At 66.1% G+C, this 14,040-nt stretch carries 16 protein-coding genes; all 16 read left to right on the forward strand.

Translation table 11 applies throughout. The features are described from left to right. Window positions 1–84 precede the first annotated feature (84 nt). Window positions 85–453, forward strand: a complete 369-nt coding sequence (locus tag ACTQ1S_RS08525; protein ID WP_441036957.1) for a hypothetical protein — start codon at window positions 85–87, stop codon at window positions 451–453. A 2-nt stretch (window positions 454–455) separates the two neighbouring features. After that, on the forward strand, window positions 456–3,161 hold the full coding sequence (locus ACTQ1S_RS08530; protein ID WP_441227397.1) for an LAGLIDADG family homing endonuclease: 2,706 nt from the start codon (window positions 456–458) through the stop codon (window positions 3,159–3,161). 15 nt (window positions 3,162–3,176) lie between these two features. Beyond that, window positions 3,177–4,409: a phage portal protein family protein gene (locus ACTQ1S_RS08535; protein ID WP_441547500.1), complete on the forward strand. Its 1,233-nt coding sequence runs from the start codon at window positions 3,177–3,179 to the stop codon at window positions 4,407–4,409. Beyond that, complete coding sequence (locus ACTQ1S_RS08540) at window positions 4,409–5,575, forward strand: head maturation protease, ClpP-related (RefSeq protein ID WP_441042180.1); 1,167 nt, start codon at window positions 4,409–4,411, stop codon at window positions 5,573–5,575. Before ACTQ1S_RS08535 ends, ACTQ1S_RS08540 begins: the two co-directional genes overlap by 1 nt. Continuing rightward, the gene (locus ACTQ1S_RS08545) at window positions 5,572–5,922 is read left to right on the forward strand and encodes a capsid cement protein (protein ID WP_441547501.1); all 351 of its coding nucleotides are present in this window, start codon (window positions 5,572–5,574) and stop codon (window positions 5,920–5,922) included. The genes ACTQ1S_RS08540 and ACTQ1S_RS08545 overlap by 4 nt, the downstream gene beginning before the upstream one ends. An 11-nt stretch (window positions 5,923–5,933) precedes the next feature. Then, entirely contained in the window at window positions 5,934–6,860 is a 927-nt protein-coding gene (locus ACTQ1S_RS08550; RefSeq protein WP_441547502.1) for a phage major capsid protein, read from the forward strand. A gap of 14 nt (window positions 6,861–6,874) precedes the next feature. Further along, window positions 6,875–7,078: a hypothetical protein gene (locus tag ACTQ1S_RS08555; protein WP_441547503.1), complete on the forward strand. Its 204-nt coding sequence runs from the start codon at window positions 6,875–6,877 to the stop codon at window positions 7,076–7,078. A gap of 358 nt (window positions 7,079–7,436) precedes the next feature. Further along, the gene (locus ACTQ1S_RS08560; protein ID WP_441085572.1) at window positions 7,437–8,042 is read left to right on the forward strand and encodes a DUF6093 family protein; all 606 of its coding nucleotides are present in this window, start codon (window positions 7,437–7,439) and stop codon (window positions 8,040–8,042) included. Then, window positions 8,039–8,401 carry an HK97-gp10 family putative phage morphogenesis protein gene (locus ACTQ1S_RS08565; protein WP_441547504.1) on the forward strand — a complete coding sequence of 121 codons (363 nt, stop codon included), beginning with the start codon at window positions 8,039–8,041 and terminating at the stop codon, window positions 8,399–8,401. The genes ACTQ1S_RS08560 and ACTQ1S_RS08565 overlap by 4 nt, the downstream gene beginning before the upstream one ends. Continuing rightward, window positions 8,398–8,808, forward strand: coding sequence for a hypothetical protein (locus ACTQ1S_RS08570; protein ID WP_441042168.1), 411 nt, complete (start codon window positions 8,398–8,400; stop codon window positions 8,806–8,808). Before ACTQ1S_RS08565 ends, ACTQ1S_RS08570 begins: the two co-directional genes overlap by 4 nt. Window positions 8,809–8,819: 11 nt before the next feature. Continuing rightward, window positions 8,820–9,050, forward strand: a complete 231-nt coding sequence (locus ACTQ1S_RS08575; RefSeq protein ID WP_441042166.1) for a hypothetical protein — start codon at window positions 8,820–8,822, stop codon at window positions 9,048–9,050. Then, the gene (locus tag ACTQ1S_RS08580; protein WP_441547505.1) at window positions 9,040–9,537 is read left to right on the forward strand and encodes a phage tail tube protein; all 498 of its coding nucleotides are present in this window, start codon (window positions 9,040–9,042) and stop codon (window positions 9,535–9,537) included. Before ACTQ1S_RS08575 ends, ACTQ1S_RS08580 begins: the two co-directional genes overlap by 11 nt. Window positions 9,538–9,616: 79 nt before the next feature. After that, on the forward strand, window positions 9,617–10,195 hold the full coding sequence (locus ACTQ1S_RS08585) for a hypothetical protein (RefSeq protein WP_441547506.1): 579 nt from the start codon (window positions 9,617–9,619) through the stop codon (window positions 10,193–10,195). A 26-nt stretch (window positions 10,196–10,221) separates the two neighbouring features. Next, a complete protein-coding gene (locus ACTQ1S_RS08590; RefSeq protein WP_441186359.1) occupies window positions 10,222–10,644 on the forward strand; it encodes a hypothetical protein in 423 nt (140 codons plus the stop codon). 23 nt (window positions 10,645–10,667) lie between these two features. Then, a complete protein-coding gene (locus ACTQ1S_RS08595; RefSeq protein WP_441547507.1) occupies window positions 10,668–13,640 on the forward strand; it encodes a phage tail tape measure protein in 2,973 nt (990 codons plus the stop codon). Further along, window positions 13,640–14,040 (forward strand): hypothetical protein (locus tag ACTQ1S_RS08600; RefSeq protein WP_441547508.1); only part of this gene is annotated, 401 nt, incomplete at its 3' end. The genes ACTQ1S_RS08595 and ACTQ1S_RS08600, both read left to right, overlap by 1 nt.

Below are 14,040 nucleotides of genomic sequence, written 5' to 3' on the forward strand. Positions count from 1 at the left end.
TCGCAGGGGGGAGAAAAAAGGGCACCCCGCGGCCCCCTGCGATTCGCGATGGGGGTCGCGCGAGGTCCAGATTGGGGGACTGTAGTGGAGCAGGTCGAGTCTCCTGTCCTGTCGGGTCGGGTGCTGGATGACGGCTTTGGCGAGTCGGTGCGGCAGGCGACTGATGCGGCGCTGCGTGAGTGTCCGCCGTCGCGTCGTGCGCGTGGCTTGGTGGCGGTGATACGTCGTCTTGCTGACGCGATCGATGCGATCGATGCGGAGGGCCTGAATCCGGCGGGGAAGCTGGACAATGTGACGATCCCGACATATCTGCGGTATGCGGAGGCGCTGGGTATGACGCTGTCGAAGGCGGCGTCGCCCCCCAAGCCCGAGGCCCACGTGGTGCCTGATGATTCGCCGGGTGCGAGGATCATCGCGATGCAGCAGCGGGCGTCTCGTCGTGGGGCGAGCTGACGATGGCTGCTCGGCTCGGTTCGACGGTGCCGAGGGTCTACACGCCCCCGTTGCGTCCGCTGGAGCCTCGGTCTGAGGAGACGGAGCGGTGGACGCTCGGCTACCAGGTCTGCGACTTCGCGGAGCACGTCCTGCGGATGCCGCTCCTGCCGTGGCAGCAGTGGTTCATGGTCCACGGCCTCGAGTTGCTGGACGATGGCTCGTTCCGGTTCAAAACTTTGGTGTTGCTGGTGGCTCGCCAGAACGGCAAGTCGACGATCTCGCTGGTGCTGGGCCTCTACGCGCTGTACGTGCTCCGGTGGGGTACGGTGCTCGGCGTCGCGCAGGGGTTGGACACGGCTGAGGAGATTCTCGACCTCGCGTCGGAGCTGGTGACTGCTACCGAGGAGGATGACGACGGCGAGGAGCAGCCGCTGCGGCCGTGGTTGGCTGATCAGGTTGCCAAGGTGGTGGCGATCAACGGCAAACGGGCGCTACTGCTGCGCGGGCGCCGTCGATGGAAGGTGAAGGCGGCGTCGAGGGCCGCGGCTCGTGGCTTCTCTGGCGATCTGATCCTGTTCGATGAGCTGCGTGAGCAGAGGAACTGGCTCGCGTGGGGCGCGGTCACAAAATCGACGATGGCGCGGCCTCATGCCCTGATCCTGGCGATGTCGAACGCGGGCGACGTGATGTCGGTGGTGCTGAAACAGTTGCGGCGGATCGCACACTTAGCGCTCGGTGACCCGGACGGCATCTGCGAGCTGACACCGCTCGAGAAGTACGCGCTGGCGGCTGATGATGCGGCCGCGGACGAGGCGTCTGCGGACACGGTTTTCCTGGCGGAGTGGTCGGCTGCCCCCGGTCGTGCGAAGGGTGACCGTGCTGGGTGGTGTGAGGCGAATCCGTCGCTGGGATACCTGATCGACGAGCGCACCGTCCTCGGCGCCTACCAGACCGATCCTGAGTGGGTGTTCCGCTGCCTAGACGTCGCCACCCCCACCCTCACGCGGCGCGGATGGGTTCCCATGGGCGACATCGCGGTTGGCGATCAAGTCAAGGGCGTCAATGGCGAGTGGGTGAACGTGGTCGGGAAGTCGCCGGTTCACACCGGACGAACCTGCTACCGGGTAACGCTCAATGATGGGCGATCTGTGGTCTGCGACGAGGGCCACCTATGGACCGTGTCTGACCGACGTAGGCCGGGGCGAGTCGAGACGCTCCGCACCTCTGAGCTGATTGACCGCGGGGTGACGTACTACAACCCGAGCATGGGCTACGACGTACGGAACTTCACGCTCCCCAAGGTGGAGCCGCTCGACGGTCCCGAGGTCGATCTCCCGGTCCATCCCTACCTGCTCGGCTTGTGGCTAGGAGACGGCAGCAAGCACGCCGCGATGGTATTTGTCGAGGCTAGGGACCGGGCGCACATCGAGCGCCGGATCGTCGAATGCGGCGGCACTGTGACCACTTCGGCCAAGGACTCGGAGAACTGCTACCGCATTGGATTCCAAGTCGGTGGGTATGGGCGCTTCACAGGCGCCCTCCGTGCGCTTGGTGTGCTCAAGAACAAGCACATCCCAGACATTTACCTGACCGCTTCCCGTGAGCAGCGCTTGCAGCTCCTCCAAGGGCTTATGGATTCCGACGGAACCATCCACAAGAAGACGGGAAGGTCCACCTTCACGAACACCGACATGCGACTCATCAGAGGCGCCCGCTCGCTGGTCAGATCACTGGGGTGGAAGACCTCTGAACTCGACGGTGGCGAATACGGCAAGAGGGGGCACAAGCTGCGTTTCGACGTGTCATTCACGACGCGACCTGACGATATGCTGCCCGCGACCCTCCCGAGGAAGCTGGCCAATCTTCGCGCGTCTCGCTCCCGTCGAGATGTTCGGCCAGCCACGATTGCGCGGATCGAGACCGTGCCGTCAGTGCCTGTCTGCTGCATCAAGGTAGACGCTCCCGACTCGCTATTCCTCGCCGGCGATCTGATCCCGACGCACAACACGGAGGTGCTGTGTCAGTGGCCGGACGGGGCGATCGAGTCGCCCTACCCGCCCGGCACGTGGGACGCGTGCGCGAATGAGCCGGTCGATGGCCCGTCGGGGCCGCGTCTGGCTGACGAGGACACGCTGGCTGGCCCGCTGGTGGCGGCGATCGACGTGACTGACGACAAGTCACGAGCCCATGTGGTGATCGCTGGGTACCGCGCCGACGGGCGTCCGCAGATCGAGCATCGCGCCTCGCGTGTCGGGACGCACTGGGTCGAGGGGTACCTGTCGTCGCCGGAGGTGGAGCGCCGGTTGACGTGTGTGACTGGGCAGGAGCGTGGCGCTCCCGTGTCGGCTGTCCTGGCTGACCTGCGAGCCTCCGACGATTTCACGCTCCCGGTCGTGGAGTGGGGTGGGCAGGACATGCTCAACTCGTACACGGACTTTTTCGCGTTGGTGACATCGGGTCGGCTGGCGCACAATGCGCAGCCCGGTCTCGATGCGCCAGCGTCAATGGCTGCGACGCGTCGTCTCGGTGGAGTGGATGTGATCGATCGGCGTGGGTCGCCGTGTGATGCGTCTCCGCTGATCGCTGCTGTGGGTGCCGTGTGGCTGCTCGATCATCAACCGGTCGTGGAAATCCGCGACCCGATCCCGCCGCCGCCGAAGGTTGGTGTGGTGGGCGGTGCCGATGGTGGGTCGCGTGAGGTGAGCCTGCTGACGATGAGTTTTTGAGAGGGGTGGTGTCTTGTGGCTGAGATCGGCTATCAGAGCGGTGATGCGCTGCTGTCGTGGTCGCAGATGGCCTCGGCGCCCCAGGAGACGAACCCCGATCTGGTATGGCCTCGCTCGGTCGCCGTCTATGGGCGGATGAGGCGAGAGGAGTCGCAGGTCAAGAGCGTCTTGAAGGCAGTCACGCTGCCGATCCGGCGCACCACATGGGAACTGGACCCGGCAGGTGTACGTGAGCCGGTGCTCCAGGCGGTCTCGGCCAACCTCGGCGTCCCGATCAAGGGGCGCAAACCTGAGGCTAGGCCGCGCCGGACCCGTGGCACATTCTCGTGGAGCGAGCATCTGCGGTTGGCGCTGCTGGAGCTGCCCTACGGGCACTCCATTTTCGAGCAGGTGTACGAGTCTGCGCAGGGTTTGGTGCGTCTGCGGAAGCTGGCGTGGCGGCCACCGGAGACGATCGCCGGTTTCGAGGTCGCCGCCGATGGTGGCCTGGTCGCCGTCGAGCAGCACTCGATGGGGACGCGCCGAGTCCGTGTCCCCATCGACCGGCTCGTCGTGTACGTCAATGAGCGCGAGGGCGCTAACTGGGCGGGCGAGAGCCTACTGCGATCGTGCTACAAGAACTGGCTCATCAAAGATCGACTGCTGCGCTCCCAGGCGTTGACTGTCGACCGCAACGGTCTCGGCGTTCCGGTGTATACGGGTGCGCCTGTGCCGGATGGAGCGACGGCGCTGGAGCGTGATGCGTGGATCGCTGCCGAGCGTGAGAATGGTTTGGCACTGGCGACGGCGTTCAGGTCTGGTGAGCAGGCTGGTGCGTCGATCCCGAGCGGCGCGAAGCTGCAACTGCTCGGCGTCGAGGGCGACCTCCCGGATGCTGACAAGCCGATCCGGTACCACGATGAGCAGATCGCCCGCGCCGTCCTCGCACACTTCCTGAACCTCGGGACCCAAACGGGCTCGTGGGCGCTCGGCACCACGTTCGCAGACTTCTTCGTCGGGTCGCTGCAGGCGGTTGCGATGCACATCGCGGACGTGACTCAGCAGCATGTCATCGATGATCTGGTGGACCTCAACTGGGGCGAGGACGAGCCTGCACCGCAGCTCGTCTTCGATGAGATCGGGGCGAAGAGCCCGGCTACGGCGGACGCAATCAAGGCTCTGGTTGACTGCGGAGCCGTGACCCCCGATGAGGGGCTGGAGGACTACATGCGGGCCAGCCATGGCCTGCCGGTGAGGGAGGTGGCGTGATGGCGACTCAGCACTACTGCTCGATCGAGATGAGGGCTGATGGTGGTACCGAGACCGTGGCTGATGTCCGCATCTACGGCGACATCGGGAGATGGGGTGGTGTGTCCGCCAAGGACTTTGCCGAGCAGATCGCGGCGCTCGATGTCGATCAGATCAACCTGTACGTGAACTCTCCGGGCGGCGCTGCCTGGGATGGTGTGGCGATCATGAATGCGCTGCGTCGGCACCGTGCCCGCGTCCTCGTCACCGTGGATGGGCTGGCCGCGTCGGCGGCGTCACTCATCTGCATGGCCGGTGACCACATCACAATGGGTCCATCGAGCCAGATGATGGTGCATGACGCGTCCGGGATCGCATGGGGAAATGCGCAGGTGCTGCGCGACACCGCGACGGTGCTCGACAAGCTCAGCGACTCCTATGCCGACGCGTACGCGAAGCGCGCTAGTGGAACCCGTGCCCAGTGGCGCGACATCATGCGCGCCGAGACGTGGTACACGGCGGAGGAGGCTGTGCTGGCGGGCCTGGCTGATGCGTGGGACGGGTCGGAGGATGCGGCGGCCGCTGCGTCGGCAACCCCGTTCGATCTGTCGAGCTTCCGCTATCAGGGTCGCGCTGATGCGCCTACCCCGCCCCTGCCGAGCGTGTCGGCATCCACTGAACTCCCGGCCAGTCCTGAGCCGGGCGAACCCACCACGAAGGAGGACTCCATGTCCGATTCTCTGATGGCTGGGCTCCGAGAGCGGCTCGGGATGACCGATGCCGACGCCGACGAGGGTGCCGTGCTTGCGGCGCTCGACGAGGCCCTCGAAGAGCGAGCCGAACCTGCCCCGACTGCTGCCCTGCCTGAGGGTGTCGTAGCGGTCGATGCTGCGACACTGGCCGATCTGCAGTCTGCTGCTGCCGATGCCCGGTCGCTGCGCGCCGAGCGTGACGCTGAGCGCCGTACCTCGCTGGTGGCGTCCGCCATCACTGAGGGGCGTATCCCGCCCGCCCGCCGCGACCACTGGCTGGCGCAACTCAATGCCGACGAGGAGGGCGCTTCCGCGATCCTCGCCTCGCTGGCCCCGAACACGATCCCGATGTCTGAGATCGGGCACGCCGGATCGGTCGAGGCCGCTGCCGACGCCGAGTACGCCCGCTACTACCCGAAGGAGGAGACGCGATGAGCGACTACCTGCCCCAGTTCAAGCCCGGCCAGACCGTCACGTTCACGGCGTCAGCAGCCGTCAAGGGCGGACAGTGCGTCGAGGTGACCGGTGACCGTCGAGTCGCCGCCACGTCCGGCGCGTCCACCAAGTACATCGGCGTCGCAGGCCACAGCGCCGCCGCCGAGTCCAAGGTCGTCGTGCACCTGCGCGGACACGTCCAACTCGTCAAGGCGAAGGGCGCCGTGACCGCTGGGCAGCATGTCGTGACCGCTGTTGACGGATGCGTGGCCGCCAATGAAACCAACCCCATCGGACTCGCCATCACCGGCGGCACCGATGGCACCCTCATTCAGATCGCGGACTGAGAGGACGCATCATGGCATACACCTACCCCTATGTGACGGGCGCAGGGCAAGACCTCGCACCCGCCGATGTGCATCATTTTTTGCAGACCCCGACGCTCGTGGCGAGGCGGGTCAAGGAGTTGGCGCAGCAGAAATTCATTTCAGACTTCCTGCTGCAAGGCCGCTACGACGTGTCGGGTGGCGCGATCAGCTACCTCATCGACGATGGCCTGTACGTAGATCGGGAGCCGGAGGAGATCGCCGCTGGTGGCGAGTATCCGCTGACGCCCGCGACTGAAGGCACCCCGGCGTCTGCCCCGTCCGAGAAGGACGGGCAGGACTCTGAGGTGACCGATGAGGCGATCAAGCGGCTGCTCATGGACCCTGTGGAGCGTGCGCTGCGCAAGCTCATCAACTCCATGGTCCGCCGCGTGGATCGCAAGAACCTCGCGGTCATCGGATCGCCGGTCTCCCGCACCAAGGCGGCTGGCGCGAACTGGACGACTGCTGACCAGATCATTGAGGACGTACTGGCTGCTGACGCCGTGCTCGATGATGACGACCTCGGTATCGACGGCTCTGTCGTGGTGCTGAACCCGGCCCAGTACGGGAAGGTCGCGGCGAAGTTCGTCAAGGCCGACCTGGCCGCGAACGGTATATCGCGCTCGGTGGAGAGCGGGGTGATTGGGGACTTCCTCGGCAAGACGTGGCTGGCTTCCAAGCATCTGCCTTTCGCTGACCCGATGGTGCTCGACCCGAGTCTGCTGGGTGGTATCGCGACCGAGAAGCTCGGGTCTCCCGGCTACACGGCCGTGCCCGGCACTCTCGGGATCGAGACGAAGGTATGGCGTCCGACTGACTCCGACCGTGACGGCTACCGTCTGCGTGTCCGTCGTGTCGGTGTCGCTGCCGTGATCGAGCCGAGGGCCGCGATCCGCATCACGGGCACGGGGGTCTGACCATGGCGTACCGAGTGAGCGGACCCAAGGCTGTCGTGCTGGTTGGCGGCGCATACATGCACATGTCGCACGGCTGTGTGCTGCCCGACGGGTCGGACACTGAGCACATCGAGCACCTGCTCGGCATCGGTCTCATCGAGGCCGTTCCCGAGCCGGACGGCAACACCGAGGGTGAGGGTGAGGCTCCCGACGGGTCGACCACCCGAGGCCGGAAGTAGGGGGGCGTGGGGCGATGGATTTGGCGCACATTCACGATGACCTGACAGTCGCTCGTCGCGTACTGGCATACGCCCAGACCATCGCCCCATGCATCACCTCCCTGACCGGTGAGGCTCAAGTATTGGCCCTCGCGATCCTGCGAGGTGCCGCCGCGAGCCTCGCCGGGTCAGACCGGCGCATCAAGTCGCGTCAGTCGGGTGAGTGGTCGCGCACCTACTTCTCCGACGCCGAGCTCGGGTCGGTGTTCTCTCCCGATGACACGCGAACCCTCGCGGCCATGTGTCCCGGCAGTGGTCGTGGCGTCGGTCCCGTCGGTTCGTTCCCGCCCCCCGATGGGGCCTATCGGAATCTGTGGCCGTGAACTGGATCGGAGAGTGCGAGCTCGTCCGGCTGGTGGGCGGCGACACGTTCCATGCGGCCGTGTCCGAGCGTGCGGTCAGCGAGCAGGCCGGTCGTCCTGGCGAGACGGGTCAGCGCGTCATGCTGGCTGTCTATCCGGCGCGCCGTATCGACCCTCCCACCCGGCTCGTGGTGCGGGGGCGTGAGGTCCGTGTGCTGGGTACTCAGATGCCGCCGTGGCCGGATGAACCGGCGCTCGTGAACTGTGTGGTCGCGACCCCGGCGCTGCCGGATGATGCGGTCATCACTGATGCGCCGTCTGACGTGCTGGACGTGGCGACGGGACGCCTCGGCGTCGAGGGTGCTGTCCGCTGGTCTGGCGCCGTGCACGTGTCCAGCCCGGCCCCCGCCACGGTCGAGGCTGCTGGTGAGGATGCTCCGCTGAATCGGGCTGTGATCACTCTGCCGCTCGACGCCGTCTATGCGCCTGACATGGTGCTGCGGGTCACGGGCTCCCGAGCCCCTGCGCTGATCGGTGCACGGTTCGTCCTGTCCGGCGAACTGCTGGACTCCGACGGCGAGGTGCGCCGCATCGTCGGCTATCGACCAGAGGGGGCGGCATGAGTATCACTGTGAGCGGTGCGCGTGAACTACAACAGGCATGCACGGACGCCTCGGGTCGCATCGACAAGGAAACGATTGCTGTGCTGCGGCGTGCCGCGGTTCGGGTGCGGAAGAGGCAGAAGCAAACTGCGCCCCGCGACACTGGTGCCTTGGTGAAGGCGATCGGATACCGCATTCGCGGCACCCGATGGACCCGCACCGCCGAGATCGGCCCGCGTATGGCGAAGATGTACCCCGTCTATCAGGAGTACGGCACGGCTCGCATGCCCGCGTCACCGTTCGTTAGAGCCTCGGTGGATGGCGAAGTGGACCTGATCGCTGACGATCTCGACCAGGTCGTGTCACGGAGCTACCGGTGAGTCACCCGCTGCTGTCCGTGCTGAACCTCCACGATCTGGCGCTGGCGCACGCGAGGTATTTGGAGCCGCGTGTGCTCGTGTTCGGTGAGACTCCCCCTGACGCGTCATCTCGACGCGTCCCCTATTTGGTGATCGACCCTGATCCCGGCTACGACCGCGTGACCCGCGCCGACGGGCGGGTGTCGTCACGGCAGGGCCGGTTCTCGGTTCGTTGCTGCGGCTCGACCCCACAACAGGCATCGCTCGCGCTGGATGCGTGCCGGGGTCGGTTCGTGGATTGGCGCCCGTTCCCTTCCCTGAGGTGGGGCGCGGCGCTGGAGTCGGACGCTGGGCCGCTCATCAAGGACACGTCTATCCCCACCGAGCCTCGGTTCAGCTTCACGCTGACCTACGACATCGACGACTGAGAGGACCCATCATGCCGACTCCTGACGCTGCGGGCTGGTACCGGGTGAGACGCAAGGGCGACCCGACATCGCCCGTGTGGTCCACCCGCGTCTATGACCAGGAGACTGAATCCATCCATCCCGGACGTGCGTCCGACATCTACGGCGAGGCGCTGCCGCCGAAACTGCACGCAACCCTGACTGTGGCCCCGGAGACGCCGGAGTCCACCCCAAACGACGAGGGAGAAAATAATGGCGACTGAGGACATCTACCCGGCAGGCATCTCCTCGCCGGGCAACAACACATGGCTCGTGAATGACACGAAAGCTGCCTCGCTGGCTGACCTCAAGGCGATGTTCGACGTGTCCTGCTACCTGCCCTCCGGGGAGGTCGAGATCGGCTTCTCGCAGGAGCGTGAGGACGACACGCGGGCCTGTCACGCGAGCAAGGTTGAGAGCTTCGGCGCGACCGTGTACGACCGGAAGGAGTGGGTCCACCTCGTGGCTCCCCAGGGAGACGGCACCGAGCAGGGAAACCTGGCGAAGTCGAAAATCAAGGCGAACCAGACCCAGTACGTGTATCTGCGGATGGGGGTTAAGCATGGCACCGAGCTGAAGGCGTCCGACAGGTGGGATGAGTACATGGTGCAGAACGGCGCCGAGCACACGTCCCCACTTCAGTCCGGCAAATATGTCCGCAAGGTACAGACCTCGTGGACACTGCTCCGCTCCGGCGTGACCTTCGCCTGACCTACCGCCGCATAGCCCGCCGCAGCCCCCGCCACGCCCTGTCATGGCGGGGGCTGCGGCCAGACAGGGAGACCACACCATGAGTACTGCGAACCAGAAACTTCGGGAGGCGCTGGAACGCCGCCAGCAGCAGCGGTCCACCGCCGGGCTGCAGCGCATCCCCTTCATGCTCGATGAGGAACTGGCGGACCGCATCGAGGGCATGGGGCGACGTGCCGCTGCGATCGAGGATCTGCTCCAAGCGCTGGGGGATGCTGGCGAGGGTGAGTCTGAGGATCGTCGCGCCAGCGATCCCGACGAGCGTGAAACCCTGACTGCCGAGCTGGGGCACATCAAGGCCGATCTGGAGACGGCGATCGAGGAGGCGCGGGACTGTCAGGTTGACCTCGTGTTCCGCCGCCTCAATGCCGACGAGTATGAGCACATTCTGATCCGGTCTGGCGGGGCGGAGGTCGATACGGATGCGGCCTCGGCGCAGAAGTTCCACTCCGAGGTCACTGCCCGCTGCTTCTTGCGGGTCGAGCTGGACGGTGAGGACACCGGCCAGACGTGGACCGAGTTCTTGGATGCGGCGCAGCCGACGTTTGGCGAGTTGGACCCGATCCGGGCACTCGTGTACGCCAATAACCGGCGGGGCAGCAACACCGTAAATTTTTGATCGGCGCCCTCAAGGCCGATCCTGACATGCTGGCGCTGGTGCGGGCCGCGAAAGCGCGTGGGTTGACTGTCCGGGCGATGCTCGGGTGGGAGCCGAACCGCACCATCACACCCACTGGCGACGGCAGCTACACCATCACAACCGACCCGGCGTGGGACGAGACTGAGCGCAATATGGCGCTGGCTCTCGACGAGATCGAGGCCCACACCTGTCACGGCTGCGGTTCTGATCTGACAGAGACCCTGACCGACAAGTCACCGCTCGAGGACGACGGTGATGGGTACTACCACCGCATCCACGTCGGCTGGTGCCGAGGCTGTGTCGCAATGGCCCGCTGGCAACAGCGGGTGAGCAGCGAAGACCGGGAGCTGGAGGGCACTTCCGCTGATCCGCTGCCGCAGGCCCGCCGTATCCGTCTGGAGCGGCTGCCGATCCCAACCGAGGACTGACACTGCAGAGGTGGTGATGTGGCGTGTCTCGTACCGTCATGGCTCGACTGACGATCGACGGCGTGCAGGGCGTCATCACAGGCTTCCGACAGGTCGGCCAGGCCGCTGTCGAGTACTCCCGCACCGCCCAGAAGGCCGGGACGACCGCGACCCGCTGGATGGACAAACACTCTGACCAGCTCGGGAGACTGGGCGGCACCCTTCTCAAGGTGGGTGCGGTTGGTGCGCTCGCGCTGGGTGGGCTGGCGAAGTCCGCGATCGACTGGGAGTCGGCTTGGGCGGGCGTCACCAAAACCGTGGATGGCACACCGCAGCAGATGGCTGCGATTGAGGCTGGGCTGCGGTCGATGGCGAAAGAACTGCCGTCGTCGCATCGAGAGATCGCCGCTGTCGCTGAGGCTGCCGGTCAGCTCGGCGTGAAGTCCGAGGCCATCGTCGGTTTCACGCGCACCATGATCGATCTGGGCGAGACAACGAACCTGAGCGCGGACGAGGCAGCCACGTCACTGGCGCAGTTTATGAACGTCATGGGCACCTCTCAGGCGGATGTGCGGCGTCTCGGGTCGGCTGTGGTGGCGCTCGGCAATAATGGCGCGACGACAGAGCGTGACATCGTGTCCCTGTCGCAGCGTCTCGCTGCTGCCGGGTCACAGATGGGCATGACTGAGGCTGACGTGCTGGCGACCGCTGCGGCGATGGCGTCGGTCGGTGTCGAGGCGGAGGCCGGCGGCACGGCGATGTCCAAGACATGGCGGCTCATCGACGCGCACGTCCGTGCCGGTGGCAACGGTTTGGCGACACTGGCCCGCATCAGCGGGCAGACCGCCGATGAGTTCCGCGAGAAGTGGGGACGTGACGCCGCTGGTGCGACCGCCGATTTCGTCGAGGGTCTCGGCCGGATGCGGGCATCCGGTGAGGATGTCAATGCGGTGCTGAAGGACCTCGGCGTCGATGGTGAGCGGCAGCTCGACGTGATTGGGCGTCTCGCTGGCGCTACCCGAGCGGCTGGCACCGAGCAGGACCTGCTGCGGGACGCGCTGAAGCTGGGTGCGGAGGCGTGGGAGCAGAACAATGCGCTGTCACTGGAGGCAGCGAAGCGCTACGAGACCCGCGCAGCCCAGGCGCAGATCGCCATCAACTCGATCCGTGATGAGGCGATCACGCTGGGTCAGACGCTGCTGCCCGTGGTGGATTCGGTGCTGCGTGGCCTGTCGGCACTCGCGGAGGCGTTTGGCAGTCTCCCGAGCGCGGCCAAGACCGGGGTCGTCGGTATCGGCCTGCTGACGACCGCTGGGCTGCTGGCCGCTGGCGGCGTCCTCAAGGCCGTGAAGGCCCTCCACGATTTCAAGATCGCGCTCGCGGGTCTGGGCATCTCGGTGCGGACGGCCACGCTGGCGATGGGCGCGATCGGGCTGGCTCTGACTGCTGCTGGGCTGCTGCTCGGCGCGTGGATGGGTCGGCAGGCGGAGGCGACCCAGCGGGCCCGCGAGTACACAGACGCGATCCGTCAGCAGGGCACGGTGATCGGTGAGGCGTCGAGGGCGTTGGCTGCGCAGCACCTACAGGATTCGGGTTTGTTCGACCTCGCTCAGAAGGCTCAGGTCGGTCTCGCTGACCTGACTGACGCGGCGCTCGGGAATGCCGACGCGATGGCTCGCGTGAGGAGCCAGCTCGATGCGAGCAAGTCGGCGCTGGAGGGTCAGGTCCGCGCCAACGATGCTGCTATCGAGTCGATGCGAGCCAAGGGTGTGGCGACCGAGGATGTGCAGATCAAGTTGGCGGGCCTCGTCCGCGAGAATGACAGACTGAAGTCGACGCTTTCCGACCGGGTTTCGCTCTCGGATGAGGTGACCTCCCGCCTCGCGGAGGAGTCGCAGCTCGTCGGGGATGCAGCCGCGAAGGCGGCGCAGATGGCGGAGGCGACCGAGGGGTCGACCGACGCCGCCAAGGACAACGAGAAGGCGCTACAGAAGCAGGCGGACGCCGCCCAACGATCGGCAGAGGCGCAGAAGGAGCTGCTGGAGGCGACACAAGCGTACGGGAATGAGCTGCTGAAAATGTCCGGGTCGCAGATCGCGGTCGAAAAGTCGATTGCGAGCTTGGCCGAACAGGTAAAGAAGGGCGAAAAGGGCCTCGATCTCGCTACCGAGGCGGGGCGGGCTAACCAGGAGGCGCTCAACGATCTTGCGCAGGCGTCGATCAGCTACATCGGCACCCTCTACGACCAGGGAGCTAGCGCCGACCAGATCACTGCGGCCACGAAACGCGCCCGAGACGAGTGGGTGCGCGGCGCAGTCGCGATGGGTAAATCGAAGGACGAGGCGGACAAGCTGGCCGCCGCCTACTTTGCGATCCCGGACGACGTGAGGACGCAGATAGCCGCGACGGGAGCGCCGCAGGCCACGCAGATCGCGGACAGGTGGAAGGGTCTTTTGGCGTCGATCCCGGAGGAGGAGCGCACACGATTCCTCGCAACCCTGCACGGCAAGTCGGCGGCTGAGGTGGAGTCCGCATTCCAGCAGCTTGCTCGTGACCGGGCTGCGCAAATCAAGGTGCGCTACACCATGACGAACAACATCCCGGAGATGCGGACCTCTAGCGGACTCGTCGCGACGGGGCGTGCGATGGGTGGTCCCATCTACGGCCCCGGAACAGCCACCTCTGACTCGATCCCGATCATGGCATCGACGGGCGAGTATGTGATCAGGGCGGCGTCTGCCGCACGACTCGGGCGCGGCGTCCTCGACTACATCAATGCTCACGGCGCTGTCCCGCGCTTCCGCGACGGGGGCAGCGTCACCGCCTACCGTCCAACACTCTCGGCCCCGACACTCAGGCATAGCGTAGACACGTCCGGTATCTCGGCTGCTGTGGCGGATGGCCTGGCTGGTGTCCGGATTGTGATGGTGGACCCGACCTCGGGTGTGGAGCGTCTGGTGGATGCGCGGATCGAGATGGCTGGCCGTCGGTCGGCATCGACGGTGAGGAGACGCTGATGATACTGGCTCCGCTGGTGATGCAGTCGCCGCCGTGGGTGGACATGCTTGTGACGGAGGTTCCGGCTGGGGTGGTGTCGCTGCGTGTGTGGCGGGTGGTGGATGGTGTGCGGGTGCCGGTGCGTGGGCAGCATGTGCCGCTCGGGTCGTCGGCGCGTGTCGTGGACTGGGACATACCGGTCGGTGCGCCTGTGACGTATCTGGTTGAGGCCGTGTCGTCGTCGGGGCAGGTGGTCGGTACGGGTGGCGAGTCGGTGCAGGCTGTGGTGTCTCCCGGACACTCCCGTGCGTGGCTGTCCGATCCGATGGCACCGCTCGGTGCGGTGGTGGTGGGTGTTCTGCGCTCGGAGTCTCGTGGCCGGTGGTCGTCGGCGTCGGAGATGGTGCGCCCGATGGGTGG

The organism is Collinsella sp. LCP21S3_D3 (genome assembly GCF_052118305.1).
Lineage (GTDB): Bacteria > Actinomycetota > Coriobacteriia > Coriobacteriales > Coriobacteriaceae > Collinsella.

Coding starts and splice junctions, on each gene's coding strand:
- ACTQ1S_RS08580 (WP_441547505.1), top strand. CDS start 9,040: ATGGCGACTGAGGACATCTACCCGGCAGGCATCTCCTCGCCGGGCAAC.
- ACTQ1S_RS08550 (WP_441547502.1), top strand. CDS start 5,934: ATGGCATACACCTACCCCTATGTGACGGGCGCAGGGCAAGACCTCGCA.
- ACTQ1S_RS08545 (WP_441547501.1), top strand. CDS start 5,572: ATGAGCGACTACCTGCCCCAGTTCAAGCCCGGCCAGACCGTCACGTTC.
- ACTQ1S_RS08540 (WP_441042180.1), top strand. CDS start 4,409: ATGGCGACTCAGCACTACTGCTCGATCGAGATGAGGGCTGATGGTGGT.
- ACTQ1S_RS08590 (WP_441186359.1), top strand. CDS start 10,222: ATGCTGGCGCTGGTGCGGGCCGCGAAAGCGCGTGGGTTGACTGTCCGG.
- ACTQ1S_RS08565 (WP_441547504.1), top strand. CDS start 8,039: ATGAGTATCACTGTGAGCGGTGCGCGTGAACTACAACAGGCATGCACG.
- ACTQ1S_RS08530 (WP_441227397.1), top strand. CDS start 456: ATGGCTGCTCGGCTCGGTTCGACGGTGCCGAGGGTCTACACGCCCCCG.
- ACTQ1S_RS08575 (WP_441042166.1), top strand. CDS start 8,820: ATGCCGACTCCTGACGCTGCGGGCTGGTACCGGGTGAGACGCAAGGGC.
- ACTQ1S_RS08585 (WP_441547506.1), top strand. CDS start 9,617: ATGAGTACTGCGAACCAGAAACTTCGGGAGGCGCTGGAACGCCGCCAG.